General features: G+C 66.7%; 10 protein-coding genes. 6 read left to right on the forward strand and 4 right to left on the reverse strand.

The features are described 5' to 3' along the window. The first annotated feature begins 78 nt into the window (after positions 1–78). Positions 79–873, forward strand: a complete 795-nt coding sequence (locus BJL86_RS16100; protein WP_067475551.1) for a SurA N-terminal domain-containing protein — start codon at positions 79–81, stop codon at positions 871–873. A gap of 194 nt (positions 874–1,067) precedes the next feature. Here BJL86_RS16100 and BJL86_RS16105 read toward each other — a convergent pair whose 3' ends face one another. From BJL86_RS16105 to BJL86_RS16115, 3 genes are all read right to left on the reverse strand, one after another. Beyond that, positions 1,068–3,188 carry a YhgE/Pip domain-containing protein gene (locus BJL86_RS16105; RefSeq protein ID WP_067475554.1) on the reverse strand — a complete coding sequence of 707 codons (2,121 nt, stop codon included), beginning with the start codon at positions 3,186–3,188 and terminating at the stop codon, positions 1,068–1,070. After that, entirely contained in the window at positions 3,185–5,896 is a 2,712-nt protein-coding gene (locus BJL86_RS16110) for an MMPL family transporter (RefSeq protein WP_075845104.1), read from the reverse strand. Before BJL86_RS16110 ends, BJL86_RS16105 begins: the two co-directional genes overlap by 4 nt. 169 nt (positions 5,897–6,065) lie before the next feature. After that, positions 6,066–6,743, reverse strand: a complete 678-nt coding sequence (locus BJL86_RS16115; RefSeq protein WP_197487605.1) for a TetR/AcrR family transcriptional regulator — start codon at positions 6,741–6,743, stop codon at positions 6,066–6,068. A 167-nt stretch (positions 6,744–6,910) separates the two neighbouring features. On the opposite strand from BJL86_RS16115, the gene BJL86_RS16120 reads away from it, so the two are divergent. The 5 genes from BJL86_RS16120 (at position 6,911) to BJL86_RS16140 (ending at position 13,142) form a co-directional block, all read left to right on the forward strand. Further along, a complete protein-coding gene (locus BJL86_RS16120; RefSeq protein WP_067475560.1) occupies positions 6,911–7,114 on the forward strand; it encodes a hypothetical protein in 204 nt (67 codons plus the stop codon). Between the two features lie 122 nt (positions 7,115–7,236). Continuing rightward, positions 7,237–8,451 (forward strand): lipase family protein, encoded by a 1,215-nt coding sequence (locus BJL86_RS16125; RefSeq protein ID WP_067475563.1) that lies wholly within the window; start codon positions 7,237–7,239, stop codon positions 8,449–8,451. 282 nt (positions 8,452–8,733) lie between these two features. Further along, positions 8,734–9,825, forward strand: a complete 1,092-nt coding sequence (locus BJL86_RS16130) for an IS110 family RNA-guided transposase (protein ID WP_067478616.1) — start codon at positions 8,734–8,736, stop codon at positions 9,823–9,825. A 14-nt stretch (positions 9,826–9,839) separates the two neighbouring features. After that, positions 9,840–10,868 carry an aminotransferase class V-fold PLP-dependent enzyme gene (locus BJL86_RS16135; RefSeq protein ID WP_067478181.1) on the forward strand — a complete coding sequence of 343 codons (1,029 nt, stop codon included), beginning with the start codon at positions 9,840–9,842 and terminating at the stop codon, positions 10,866–10,868. 135 nt (positions 10,869–11,003) lie between these two features. Next, the gene (locus BJL86_RS16140) at positions 11,004–13,142 is read left to right on the forward strand and encodes a potassium transporter Kup (protein WP_082908731.1); all 2,139 of its coding nucleotides are present in this window, start codon (positions 11,004–11,006) and stop codon (positions 13,140–13,142) included. Here BJL86_RS16140 and BJL86_RS16145 read toward each other — a convergent pair. After that, positions 13,139–14,110, reverse strand: a complete 972-nt coding sequence (locus BJL86_RS16145) for an alpha/beta fold hydrolase (protein WP_067478184.1) — start codon at positions 14,108–14,110, stop codon at positions 13,139–13,141. The two genes, BJL86_RS16140 and BJL86_RS16145, sit on opposite strands and share 4 nt — an antisense overlap. Between the last annotated feature and the right edge of the window lie 12 nt (positions 14,111–14,122).

Here is a 14,122-nt window from a genome sequence, read left to right on the forward strand (position 1 = left end):
GGCAGGCTCGATTTCACATTGCGCATTTAACTCACGTGTGTAGGGTGGCGCCCCAGTCACCCACGATGAGGAGATTGTGTGCTTGGTAGCAAGAAGCGGCTCATCGCCGCGGTAGCCGGAACGGCTTTCGTTATTTCCGGCTGCGGCGCGTCCGGCGACGACGGCGAGGGAACCCCTCCGCCCGAGGAGCAGGCTGCGGCGAGTAGCGAACAAGGCGACGCCGGAGGCTCCGACCCGGCCGCCGAATCCGGCGAACCGAAGCCGGACCTCGAAGGCGTCCCAGATGTTGTCGCCGAGGTCAACGGCGAGGAGATCTCGAAGGACGATTTCAAGGTCGTCTACGAGAGCCAGTTCCAGCAGATGGCGATGCAGTCGCAGATGTCGGGACAGGAGGTCGACCAGGACCAGCTCAAGTCGGCGACCGTCGACGGGCTCGTCGATAACGAACTCCTCGCACAGGACGCCGAGAAGCAGGGCATCTCGGTCTCCGATGACGAGGCCGAGCAGGAGCTCACCAAACTGGCCGAGACCAACCAGATGAGCCGCGACGACTTCATGGCGGCGAACAAGGAACAGGGGCTCGACGAGAAGCGCGTGCTCGACGAGGTCAAGTCCCAGACGCTGATCAAGAAACTCCTCGAATCCGAGAACGGCGAGTTCACCGCCTCGGAAGAGGAGCTGCAGCAGTCCTACCAGCAGGTCCAGCAACAGCAGCAGATGAGCGGCCAAGGCGGCCAGGCACAGCAGTTGCCGCCGATGGAGCAGGTTCGCCCGCAGCTCCAGGACCAGGTCATCAACCAGAAGCTGGCCGAGGCCATGCAGAAGAAGGCCGACGAGCTGCGTAAGGGCGCCGACGTCAAGATCAATATCTGAGGTACAGGCGGCCTCGGCTCGCGCGGATTCCGGCTCAGCCGTCACACAGGATCGACAACCCCTTCCGTAGCAACGTTTTTCGATACCGGAGGCGGCGCCGAGGTCGCGCGTTACGTGGCCGAGCACCACGAGTACCGGCTCGCGAGCATCGTATTCGTTGCAGCGCTACCGCCATTGTTGCCGATGCGCAGGTCTCACACCGGAGCGCGAAGGAATTTCTCGGCGCTCGTCGATCGGGAGCGCTCGGTGACGACCCACAGCGCGAGCATCGCGGCGACGAGCCAGACCAGCAGCGGTACTGCGGCGTGTGCGGCGCCGCCGGCGCTGCCATCCACCGCCAATCGAAGCGCGTCGGCGGCGGGACGCAGCGGCAACAAATCACCAAGCGAGTGGACGAAACCCGGGCCGGAGGAGGTCGCCCCGGCGACTCCGGCTATGACGGCCCCGCCGAGCATCACGATGACTCCTGCTCTCGGCCACAACGCTCGCAACACATGGGCGATGGTTGTGAAGACGGCCATTGTCAGGAGCGCGCAGCCGAACACCGACGGCGCGGAGGCGAGTCCGGCTCCCGTCGCCATGACAAGCGCGATTGTCACCACCACCGAATGGATTACGGCGTTGACGGCGCGCACCGGCAGATTGCGCAGCAACAATCGACCCGTCGTCTCTCCCGACATCATCGCGTCGTCCGGGATCGGCCGTAGGTACGCGGAGGTCGCGGTGGCGGCGCACCACAGAATCAGCGCGGCGAGTAAAACGGCAAGCGGGAGTGTATAGCCCTTCCCGCCGCCGGCCATGAGGATGGGGTCGGCCGCAGTCGTGGCCAGCGCCTTTCTGCCCTCATCGGAGAACGTGGGGACCTGTCCGCGCGCCTCCCCGAGGCCGTCGGCGAGTTCTCGCGCCCCATCGGCGGCGCCAGAAGAACCGTCGGTGAGCGCGACCATTCCATCGTCGAGTTGCCGCGCACCGTCGGCGGCCTCGCGCGAGCGGTCGCTCAATTCCGTTGCCCCGCCGGACAGCTGACCCGCCCCCGCGGACAGTTGTGTGGCCCCGTCTTTCGCCGTGCCGAGCCCTGCGGTCAGTTCGTTCGAGCCATCGCGCGCTGCGCCGATGCCGCCGACAAGCTGGGTGGAGGCATCGGCGAGCCGAGCGTTGCCATCGGCCACCTGATGCGCCCCGTCGTTGAGCCGATTGATATCCCCCGCCAGGGTGGAGATCGACTCGCCGGCCATACGCTTCTGTTCGTCCGCGCTCGCAGCTTCTCCGCTAATTCGCTCGGCAAGGTCCTGCAGTTGTCCGCATACCGCGGCGCCTGTGCACGAATCGGCCAGTTCCTTGAGCTCGGCCGCCGCCGGCGAGAAGTCGCCGATCGCGTCAAGGTGCCCTCCGGCTGTCGCGGATAGCGGGGCCGCGAGGTCCGCGAGCTGTTGCGTCCCTTCGGCTACCTGCGAGGACCCATCGGCGAGCGCCCTGGTCTGCGCGGGCAGCTCCGCCGTCTGCCGCGAGAGCTCCCCCAGTCCCTGCGACAGGCTTCCGGCGCCGTCATAAAGCGTGGTGAGTCCCGAGCCGAGGTCCCCGGCGCCCGAGTCGAGCTCGCGTGCACCTCCGGCGAGTTCGCCGGCGCCCCCGGCGAGCTGCGGCAGGCCTTCGGCGAGTTGCCCGGTTCCCGTTTTCGCCTGGCGCGTGCCGTCGCGAAGTTGGTTCGTGCCGTCGGCGAGCGCCGCGGACCCGTCGGCGGCCTGGCCCAGCTGATCGTGCATGTCGTTGAAGCTGAGGAAGATGTTGTCGAGGAAGCTTTCGGTGACCGTGCCCGAGAGCGAGGCGCGGGCGGCGTCCAGGAGAGTTTCCGTGACGGCTGAGTCCGCCACCGGCGAGTCAGGCGCGGTAGTGACGTCGATGGTGGCTTTCCGCACGGTGGCCGGATCCGTAGCGGCGACGGATGTGGCGTCTGCGGAGAATTCCTTACCGATCGTGACGACCGTGCTGTAGTCGCCGCCAGCCAGCCCTTCGGCCGCGTCGTCGGCGTTGGTGAGCACCCAGTCGATGTTCGCGTCTTCGTCCTTCGGGTGGAGGAGTTCGGCGGTCAACTGCCGACCGAGCGGCATGAGTTGACCGTCGATCGTCACAGGCTCGTCCTCGTTGACCACCGCCGCGGAAACCTTGGCCGCCTGCGCCCCTGGGTTACCGGTCGCGACGAGCAGCGCCGCGAGCAGCACCGTCGGCAGGAGAAGCAGGGCGACACCAATCCACGTGCGCAGACCCGGGCGCTCGGTGCTCGGGCGACCGGTCGTTCGCTTGTTGTTCGTGCTCATCGGACTAGCGATCCTTCGCGTTGCGGGAGGCCGTGCTGGGTGATGTGGCCGGTGGCCGCCGGCGGGGGCACGGCCAGCGCGCTCAGTGCGTCCTCGTCTTCCGCCGTGGTGACGACGCAGACCCCGTCTGCGAGGGCGGCGACGATGTCCGAATCGGGCACGTCGGCGGCGGCCAGGACGGCCGGGAGGTCGTCGATGAAGAGCAGCGGTGGGCGCACCTCGAGCACGGCGCGGAGCTCGGCGGCGTTCTCGCTCGCGATGAGCGGCAGTCGGCGACGGGCCTGCCACGCCTGGTTGGGGAGGACGTATCCGGCGGATTTCACGTCACCGCCGAACGAGGTGAGGCGCCCCGCGAGTGCCATGATCACCCCGCGTCGAACGTCCGGCGTGCCTCCTGAAATTACTGCCAGCTCGCTGGCTTCGGCGTGGAATTCGTGGAGGCCGGCGACCTGCGCGCCCCCGCCGTCATCCAGCGAAAGATCCCGCACTGCGACAACCGCGTCCGCGCCCCAATCTTCGAGGGACAACTGGTGCTGCAGGCCGATCCCCTCGACGTCGAAGGACGGCAATCCGCGCTCGAGCGCGGGCGGGAGGCCCCAGGCGCGTTCGCCGAGGAGTTGGAGCACAGCGGGGACCATCGTCATGCGCACGATGAACGCATCGACGGCGACACCCACGGTGAGGGCGAGGGCGATGGGTTTGATCGTCGCGTCGTCCTCGGGGACGAACGCGATGAAGACGCCGACCATGATGAGCGCCGCAACGGCGACGACCGGCGCGGAGCTGGCGAATCCGGTCCGGATCGCCTCGCGCGCGTCGCCCAGGCGGTGCCGTGCCTCGGCGATGCGCGAGACGAGGAATACCTCGTAGTCCATGGCGAGACCGAAGAGCACGGCCATGAGGATGATCGGCATGAAGCTGACGACGCTGCCCGTGCGGGCGACGCCGAGAGCGTCCGCGCCGACCCCGTGGACGAAGACGAGCGAGGTGATTCCGAGGCCCGCCGCGAGAGACAGGACATACCCGAGCGCGGCCTTGATGGGCACGATGATCGAGCGGAACACCATGATCAACAAGACGATGGAAAGACCGACGACGAAGATGCCGAACGGCAGGATCGACGCGCTGAGCCGCTCGGAGACGTCGGCCTGCACGGCGGTGATCCCGGTGACCCGCAAGTCTGAGACCGGATAGTCGGCCTCGATGCGCTCGCGCTCATCGCGCAGCTCATGAACGAGGTCGGTGGTCTCCGCTGAGTCCGGCGCCGAGTCGGGAATAACCTGGACGATCCCCACCGAGCCGGACGGTTCGGGCGTTGCCATGGCGATTTCTCGGACGCCGTCGATGCGGCCGAGATCCTCTCCGAGGCGGTCCATGTCCGCGACCGGATCGACGCTGTCAAGCAGGTCGACCGTGACGATGAGCGGACCGTTGAATCCTTCGCCGAATTCCTCGGCCACGAGGTCGTAGGTGTCCCGGGCGGTGTTGCCCGCGGGCTCGGAACCGTTATCGGGCAGCGACAACTGCAGCCCCGCAGCAGGAAGCGCCATGACGGCGATCACCGCGAAACCCGCGACGAGCGTGACGACGGGGTGCCGTGTGGCCACCCCGACCCAGCGCTCCCCAAGCGTCGCGCGGGCCCGGCGCGGCTTCTTCTCGGCCTGGTCCCGCTTTCGAGCCGCCGAACGTCCCAGGGGCGACCTTCCGAGGTAGCGGAGGATGGCCGGGATCGCGGTGACCGCGACGGCGATCGCCATGGCAACGCCCAGCGCTGCGGCGACACCCATGATCGTGAGGAAGGGGATGCCCGCGACGAACAGGCCGATGAGCGCGATGATGACCGTGACACCGGCGAAGACGACGGCCGAACCGGCGGTCGCGGTCGCGATGGCGGCGGCCTTCGCCGGGTCCACGCCCTCGCGCAGCTCGTCGCGGTAGCGGGAGACGATGAACAACGCGTAGTCGATTCCGACCGCCAGACCGATCATCAACGCGAGCATCGGCGCCGTCGCCATCACGTCGAGCGATCCGGTCGACGCCTGGATGAGCAGCTCGGTCGCCGCGACGCCGATCAGCGCAGTGAACAGCGGGATGACGGCGGTCTTCAGTGAACGGAACAGGGCGTAGAGAAAGATGAGTGCGAGGACGATGCCGATCGCTTCTGTCGCGCTCGGCTCGGGAACGTTATTCGAGAACGCTTCCCCGCCCAGGTGGATGTGCGAACCCTGCGGGAGCCCGTCCTCGGCGGCCATCGCGGTGTGCTCGAGCCCCGCCAGGGACGATTCGGTGACGTCGAACATCGGAACCGCATACTGCGCGGTGATGATCGCCGTGGACCGATCTTCCGAGATCGTGCCGGAGACGAGATCGTCGTACGGGGACGCCACCGAGGCGATCTGTTCGACACCGGACAACTGGCGGACAGCCTCGTCGATACCCGCCCGCGCGGCGTCATCGTCGGTCGTCACGCCATCCGGCAGCTCGACGACCACCTGGGCCGAGGTGCCTGCTGCTTCAGGGTAGATGCGGCTGAGGTCCTCGAGCGCCTCCTGAGATTCGACGCCGGGAATCTCGATCGTGTCATTCGTACCGGCGCCGAGGGCCAGCGCGCCCGCGGCGCATACTGCGATCAGCACGAACCACAGCGCGATCACTCGCCATCCGAGCCGGTAACACGCTCGGCCGAGGCTATAGAGAAATGAGGACACGTACTCGCTCCGGATCTCCTGTCGTGGCCGCCACGTCTGGCGGCGTGTGCTGCACGGACGCAGCACCACCCGAAGCTAATTGACGATTTCGTCAGAAGTCAACACCTTCTGACGAAATCGTCAATTTAGTCGGGGCGTGAGCCCCTGGATCTTGAGCAAGCAGAAGCGATCAGAGTTCGAGCAGCGGAACCGGGAGGGCGAGAAGTTCCTCGATCCGGTCACCGGGAACGCCCAGAAGCTGCAATAAATCCCCGGACACAGCATCGGCCACGGCGCCGTCGGATTCCTCGGGATGGTTGTGGATCCGCTGTCCAAGCATGAGGATCGCGCCCAACATCGTCCCGGTGGCGCCTTCGACATCGCGCACGTGAAACTCCCCCGCCTCCACGCCCTTGACGATGTCCTCGCGCACGCGAACGGCGAGACTACTCGAATCGGTATAGAACTCGCTGCCCCGCCTGATGAGGGCGAGTGACAGCGTCGGCACCTGGCGGTGGAGCCGGCCGATTACCCGAAATGCCTGGCAGCATTGCTGCGCGTGGCCGCCGCCGGGCGAGACGACCCGGTCGATCATGTCGGCAACGATGTCCACTCCGTATTCGAGCGCGTCCCGAAAGAACGTGCCCTTGTCCGCGAAATGGTTGTAGAACGTGCCTTGACCGACGCCAGCCGTCCGCGTGATCTCGAGGACGGATACGTCCGTGCACTCCTCGGCGATGAGAAAGAGTCCTGCGTGGAGCAGCTCCCGGCGAGTGCGCTCGCGCCGGCCGAGCTGCGAGGTGTCGGGAAGCAGTTCCACGGGAAGGGACCCCGCATAGCGGTCGGCCACACGTTGCTCTTCTGCCACCGTGGCCCCCTTCCCTCTCGCAAGGTTCGAAGTTAGCAGCAATCGAGCCCACTCGTCCCGATCCCGCACACTTTGAGCAGCTAGCTCGGCGCCACGGTACGCCTGCTTTCCCGCTCGCAATGTACGTTTCCACCCCGGCGCCCCAGGTAAAAGCCTAAACTTTGGGAATGAGCACAACCGTGGACCTCGTTGACACGCTCGACCGCTGGGAAGCCTCGGGCGGGCATTGGCGTGTCCTCACCGAGCGGCCTGATCAGCTGGTGTTCGGTCTATTCACGTGTGACGGCGGAGAGCAAATGTCTCAGGTCGCCGGCGCGCGCACGCAGGCGCTGGAGACATTTCTCGCCGGCCGCCTCCGCAGCGACGACTAAAATCCCACACCACTCCCCACAACGAGGCCCTCCGTCGCGAGTTCACATACGTCCCACATTTAACACCAGTTACATGTATGGTGATTCGTGACTTTGCCTCGGTCCCTTTTGGAGATTTGCCCATGCGCGCTCGCCACCTCTGCGCCCTCGCCCTGTCCGTAGCTCTCATCCCGCTCGCGGCGCCCGGCGTCGCAGGCGCTACGGGTTACAGCGACGCGTTCTTCCGCCCCGCTCCCACCGGGGAGCCCGGCGACGTGCTCAACGCACGCAAGGAAGCCCTCCCACACTTCCCGGGCTCGGAAGTCGATCAACTGGTGTTCCGTTCGACCGATAGCCACGGCGAACCCACGACCGGAGCAGCGACGCTCATCCGTCCGCCGGGAATGGGCCCCGACGCACCGATCTTCACCTACGACCACTTCATCAACTCCCTTGCCGCCGATTGTCAGCCCAGCGCGGCTTTCCGCAACGCCAACCCCGAGGCGCAGCTTGTAGGCGCATCGATGTCGATCACCAACCTCGCCCTAGCGCGCGGATGGGCCGTGCTCCTGCCCGATCACGAGGGACCGGATGCCGCCTACGGCGCGAACCTCCAGGGCGGGAGGATCACACTCGACGCGATCCGCGCGGCCACGGACGCAAAGTACCGCACGGGGCACAGCCCGGCGGCGGTAGTCGGATACTCCGGCGGTAGCGGTCCGGCGTATTTCGCGGCGTCCGAGCAGCCGCATTACGCCCCCGACGTCAACCTCGTCGGTGCGGCGATGGGCGGATTGCCGGCCGACTACAGGGCGATGATCGAGTTCGGCATGCGCGGCCCAGGGCCGCATCCCGGGGCGGCCGTCGCGACCATTGCCGCAGTCGGCCTGTCGCGGGAGTATCCGGAGATCGAGTTGGACGGCAAGCTCAACGACGGCGGGCGCGCGTTCGCCCGAAGCATCGAGGGCGCGTGCACGCAGTCGTTGCTCGGCGCGGGCGGGCAGATCGGCAACCTCAAACAGGTCAGCGATCTACCGAAGGATGTCCTGCTGGACGATCCGGCGGTTCGCGAGGTCATGGCCCGCGAGAGCCCCGTCAATGCGCCCGATCCACAGGTTCCGCTGCACTTTTGGCAGAGCCCCAATGACGGACTCATGCCGTACGAGCCGGTGCGCCGCGTCGCCGGGCAGGCTTGCGCGGCGGGAACGCCGACCGAGTTCTCCGAGGCCGCGCGCGCCGACCACCTCACCAATGCCGTCGCGGGAATTCCCGCCGTGCTCGACTGGGCTGGCGGCCGATTCGCCGGTCAGCCCGCACCGTCCAACTGCGGAGCAAGCACCAACCCGTGGGGCTCCTGACTCGGGCCCCGAACTTGCTGCCGGTAACGCTTCTACACTCGGGTCAGTGTGAGACTTGGTGGTGCCGCGGATGTCGCGGTGGTTGGATCCTTTCCATCCGGTGACTGGCTCTTACACTCGCTGCCGCTCGACTTCGGGCTGGCTTGCATGCGTATTGCCGTCGCCGGGTGGGATGGACCGGCCGGCGTGACTTGATAGGAGCGTGCAGCTGCCCCACTGAGCTTTGTCCGCCGACCGGCCCGACCGTTCGACCCCCACTCGAATACAAGGGAGGCAGAGACCATGGTGGTCCTGATCGGCGCTGACGTCCACAAGAATTCACACACCTTCGTCGCCGTCGACGCGGCGGGCAAGCAGATCGGGCAGATCACTGTCCGCGCGACCCATAGCGGTCATGAGAAGGCCTACCGGTGGGCCCGGAAGAGTTTCATCGAACAGGACCGCCGGTGGGGGCTGGAGGACTGCCGTCACCTCACCAGCCTCCTCGAGCGTGATCTCCTCGCCCACGGCGAGCCGGTGGTCAGGGTGCCGGCGAAGCTGATGGCCCGACAACGCGCCACAGCACGCACGCGTGGGAAGTCCGACCCGATCGACGCTCTCGCCGTCGCGCGGGCGATGGCCAGGGAGGAGGATCTGCCAGCCGCGTTCACCGATGAGCAGGCGCGGGAGATCAAGCTCGTGCTGGACCGTCGGGAGGATCTGGTCGCAGAGCGGACGCGGGTGATCAACCGTCTACGGTGGCACCTGCACGAGCTCGATCCCGAGGTCGACCCCGCTCCACGCGCACTAACCCATCGTCCTGCCCAGGAGCGGGTGCGGGAGGTGATCGAGGCCGGTGCGGGGATCGTCGCGGAGATCGCGGGCATGAATCTGACCGACCTCGAACGGCTCTGCTCCTTAATCGGCGAGCTCGATGCGCGCCTGCGGGCTATGGTGCGAAAGCAGGAGCCGGTACTGCTGGAGATCCCCGGATGCGCGGAGCTGTCGGCCGCGAAGATCATCGCCGAGACCGCCGGGATCGAGCGATTCGCCACGGAGTCGAAGTTCGCGATGTTCGCCGGCTGCGCACCGATCCCGGTCTGGTCGGGCAAGACAGAAGGCAGAGTCCGGTTGAACAGGGGCGGGAACCGGCAGCTGAACTGCGCGATCCACCGCATAGCGATCACCCAGACCCGCCTCGAAGGACCCGGCAAAGAGTACTACGAACGCCTCCGAGCAAAGGGCAAGACCGTCATGGAAGCCCTGCGCTGCCTTAAGAACCAGATCGCTCGCCGCATCTGGCGCACCCTCACCCGAGTCCACGCCGAAACCCTCACCAACACCCCGATCCCACTGAACCCCACCCCAACGACTTGCGCCTCGCAAGCCGCTTGACATAGGAGATACGCATGCGACAAGGGTTCGGCGCCGAATTCGATCTGGACACTACCTACCTCGACACGGCCGCGGTCGGCCTTCCGCCTCGGCATGTCGCCGAGGCTGTTCGGAATACATCCGAAGCATGGCTCTCCGGCGCCCTCTATCCCTCCGACCTCGACGAACCCATCGAGATCGCACGGAGCGCGTTCGCCGATCTGGCCGGAGTTGACGCCGGTTCCGTCACCCTCGGGACATCGACGTCGCAGCTTCTGGGGACCATCGCTGCAGCTCTACCAAAGGGAACGAGAGTCATTGCGACCGAAGGCGACTTCACCTCGGTCAGTTATCCGTTCGCCGCACACGTTCCAAGAGGCGTCATCGTGGACGAGATGCCTTTGGAGGAGATTCCTTCGGCCGCCAAGAGTGCGGACGTCGTCGTCTCTTCGGTCGTCCAATCCGCCGATGGGCGAATCCTGGACCTGGACGCACTGCGAGAAAACACGCGGAACACTGAGACGAAGGTGTTGCTGGACGCCACTCAGTCCCTCGGCTGGCTCGACGGCTTCTTGGGGTGGGCGGACGCCGTCGTGGCGAGCGGTTACAAGTGGCTGCTCAGCCCACGCGGCTGCGCATGGATGTCGCTTTCGAACTCCCTTGCCCGCGAGCTGACACCGCTCGGAGCCAGCTGGTTCGCCGGTAAGAACCGGGGAGACGCGTTGTACGGGCTCCCGATGGAGCTCGCAGAAAACGCGCGCCGCTTCGACTCGTCGCCGGCATGGATCCCCAACGCGGGCGCGGCGGTTGCTCTCCCGTGGCTCGCCGGGCTAGACCGCGCCCAGGTCCGCGCCCACTGCACCGGGCTCGCCGACGAGCTCCGTACCGAACTTGGCTACGAACCGCGCGGAAGTGCAATCGTTTCCTTCGATCTCGGCGACAAGGCCACCAAGCTTTCAGACGCAGGAATCCGCACGAGCACGCGCAACGGTCGCACGAGATTCGCGTTCTACCTCCACAACGACTCGCGCGACGTACATCGCGTCCTCGACGCGCTCGCATGAGTCCCACGGGGTTACCGGCGTCCACCAAAAGACTCTTATCGGTGCAGCGTGCCCCGGTCCCCGAGAACATCGCTTACCCCCGCCACCCCCTAGCGAACCACACACCGTTCTCAGCGCGGAGTAAGCATTATCTCCATGCCCGATAACAACAGCTGGTCGGATCGCTCCGAACCCGCCAATAGCACCGACTCTCGCGGAGACGCGGAGGGCGGAGACCCCGACACGAAAGCCGCTACGCGGCCTTCCTCGAACTCCCCAGCAGAAGCATCTTCCACTTCCCGCCCACACCGCGGCGATCCTCTCCTCGTCCTCGTCACAGGCGCACTCGGCGTCGTGTTCGGCGATATCGGCACGAGCCCGCTCTACTCCCTGCAGACCGTGTTCAGCACCCACCACAACGCCGTCGCCCCGACCGAGGCCGACGTCCTCGGTGTCATCTCGATGGTCACGTGGTGCCTCATCATCATCGTCGCCGTAACCTACATCGGTCTCATCATGCGGGCCGACAACCAGGGCGAAGGCGGCGTCCTCGCGCTCACCGCGCTCATCATGCGCAAGCTCGCCCCCGACACCGGACCACGCAAGATCTTTGTCGCCCTCGTGCTCGGCGCCATCGGCGCATCGCTGTTCTTCGGCGACTCTCTCATCACGCCGGCCATCTCCGTGCTCTCCGCATTCGAGGGCATCCAGGTCACCAATGCCGTCCCTAACGAGGTCATCCTTCCCGGCGCGATCATCGTCCTCACCGCGTTGTTCGCCGTCCAGCGCTGGGGCACCGGCCGCATAGGACGCTTTTTCGGCGCCGTCATGGTCGTCTGGTTTCTCACCCTCGCGGCGATGGGACTGCCGCACCTCGTCGACAACCCGTCCATCCTTCGCGCGCTGTCCCCGCACTACGCCCTCGCGTTCATGATCGACCGTCCGCTCGTCGCTTTCATCGCCATGGGAGCGGTCGTCCTCACCATCACCGGCGCCGAGGCGCTCTACGCGGATATGGGCCATTTCGGCCGCCGCCCGATCATGCTCGCCTGGATGTGCCTGGTCATGCCGGCACTGCTGCTCAACTACTACGGCCAGGGCGCGCTCATCCTCGCGGACCCGTCCGCCGTCGTCAGCCCATTCTTCTCGCTCGTGCCCGAGGGGCTGCGCATCCCGCTCATCATCCTCGCCGCACTCGCCACGGTCATCGCCTCACAGGCGGTCATCTCCGGCGCCTTCTCGGTCGCCCGGCAGGCCACCCGCCTCTCTCTGCTCCCCCGACTCAAGGTCACGCAGACCTCGGCCACCCACGGCGGCCAGATCTATATCGGCCCCATCAACGCGATCCTCTTCGTCGGCGTGCTCACCCTGGTCCTCGTCTTCCGCGAGTCCGAGGCCCTCGCCGCCGCCTACGGCCTCGCCGTCACTGCGACGATCATCCTCGTGCTCGCGCTCTTCCTCCTGTACGCGCGCCATATCCGCCGCTGGCCCCTGTGGCGCGTGGTCGCCATGGCGATCATCGTCGGCGGCCTCGAGCTCACCCTCCTCGCGGCGAATCTCATCAAGATTCCCGACGGCGGCTGGCTGCCGCTCGCCATCGGTGCGCTGCTCACGACGATCATGCTCACGTGGAAGCGCGGCTCGAAGATCCTGTTCGGTCGCCGCCGCGAAATGGAGGGTCCGCTCGCCGATTTCGTCTCCGGCGCTGCGCGCGAGGCCATCCGCGTCCCCGGCGTGGCCGTGTATCCACACGGCGATCCGACCACCGTCCCGCTCGCTCTGCGCTCCGGCGTCGAGCGCGGCCGCGTGCTTCACGAGCACGTCGTCATAGTCACGGTGGTCAATGTCGGCGTCCCGTACGTCGCCGATGCCGAACGCGTTGTCGTCGACTGCCTCGGCAACGACACCGACGGCATCGTCCACGTCACCTACCGAGTCGGATTCCACGATTCCCAGGACGTGCCGCACGCCCTACGCGCTGCCGTCGCGTACGGCAGGTGTTCGGGGCCGGGCCGCCGTTGCGATGCCCGGCACACAGAAACCGCAACCACCCCACCCATGACGTCGGACGCGGCATCCGGAGAGCCCACGCCGATCCCCGAGCTCGACTTCGATCCAGGCGACGCGGTCTATTACCTGTCCGTGTTCCGCATCGAACCCGGGACGGACAGGTCGATGCCGCGGTGGCAGAAGGTGCTGTTCCGGATACTCGAGAAGGCCTCGGCCAACAGGACGCAGGTTCTCGGCCTGCCGCCCACCCGCACCGTGGTCATGGGCGCCGAGACGGTTCTCTAGCCGGCTTTCGCAGCGGGCTCGGCGTCCGCTTCCGTCGGGGTGAGAAGGTACCGTTCGGCGAGCTTGCGCGCGATGTCGTTGAACTTCTCGGGCGCCTCGATGTTCCCGGTGTGCCCGGTCTCCAGTTCGACCAGCGCCTCCAGGTGGCCGGTCCGATCGATGATCTCGGCGATCCGTTTGCCCATGGAGTCCGGCAGTACCTGGTCGAACGTGCCGGTCGTCACGACGGCCGGCACGCCCACCGCCTCGGCGGCCTCATCGCCGAGGTCGAGGTCGGCCAGCGCGAGTGCGGTGCGCGCGCGTACGCCCGCGTTGCAGGTGCGGGCGATCTCGCACACGAAGTTCGCCTGTTCGTCAGTGGTGCGCCGCGGGTTCATGACCAGCTTGCGCACGGCATCGCGCGTCAGCCTCCCTCGCGGCATCGGCAACGTCGCACCTAGCAGGATCCGGCCGATCCTGATCGCCAACTCCGAGCCGTTGTTGAACGGCAGGAGCCTCGTCTCGGTGGCGATGCTGCCGAGCGTGGTGTTCGCCAGCACCGCGCCGACACTCTTTTGCTTCGCCTGCTCGGGGTGGCGTTTCCACCAGCTCAGGATCGAAATTCCTCCCATGGAGTGCCCGATCACGATTGCCGGCGACGCCACCGCCGCATCCATCACCGCCGCGAGGTCGTCGCCGACCACATCGCCGTCGATATCGCGGTCTCCCGTCGAGCTGAACCCGTGCCCGCGCTGGTCGTAGCAGACTACGCGAAACTCGCCGGCCAACCCCTGGATCTGCGGCAACCAGTATTCGGCGCGGCACGCCCAGCCGTGCGCCAGCACGATCGTCGGCGCATCATCGGGGCCGAAGGACATCACGCGTAGCCGCGCGCCATCGGCGGTGTCTACCCAGCTCACCGTGGGTTCACACATCCGCACCGCTGCGGCGATTTCGCGGTGGACCGGAGGAAAAGTCGAGGAGTTCATCGTTTCGCACTG

The organism is Dietzia timorensis (genome assembly GCF_001659785.1).
GTDB lineage: Bacteria > Actinomycetota > Actinomycetes > Mycobacteriales > Mycobacteriaceae > Dietzia > Dietzia timorensis.

Excerpts from the sequence above, each read along its gene's own strand:
- BJL86_RS16105 (WP_067475554.1), bottom strand. The coding sequence starts at position 3,188 with ATGAGCACGAACAACAAGCGAACGACCGGTCGCCCGAGCACCGAGCGC.
- BJL86_RS16120 (WP_067475560.1), top strand. The coding sequence starts at position 6,911 with ATGAGCACAACCGTGGACCTCGTTGACACGCTCGACCGCTGGGAAGCC.
- BJL86_RS16125 (WP_067475563.1), top strand. The coding sequence starts at position 7,237 with ATGCGCGCTCGCCACCTCTGCGCCCTCGCCCTGTCCGTAGCTCTCATC.
- BJL86_RS16130 (WP_067478616.1), top strand. The coding sequence starts at position 8,734 with ATGGTGGTCCTGATCGGCGCTGACGTCCACAAGAATTCACACACCTTC.
- BJL86_RS16135 (WP_067478181.1), top strand. The coding sequence starts at position 9,840 with ATGCGACAAGGGTTCGGCGCCGAATTCGATCTGGACACTACCTACCTC.
- BJL86_RS16140 (WP_082908731.1), top strand. The coding sequence starts at position 11,004 with ATGCCCGATAACAACAGCTGGTCGGATCGCTCCGAACCCGCCAATAGC.
- BJL86_RS16145 (WP_067478184.1), bottom strand. The coding sequence starts at position 14,110 with ATGAACTCCTCGACTTTTCCTCCGGTCCACCGCGAAATCGCCGCAGCG.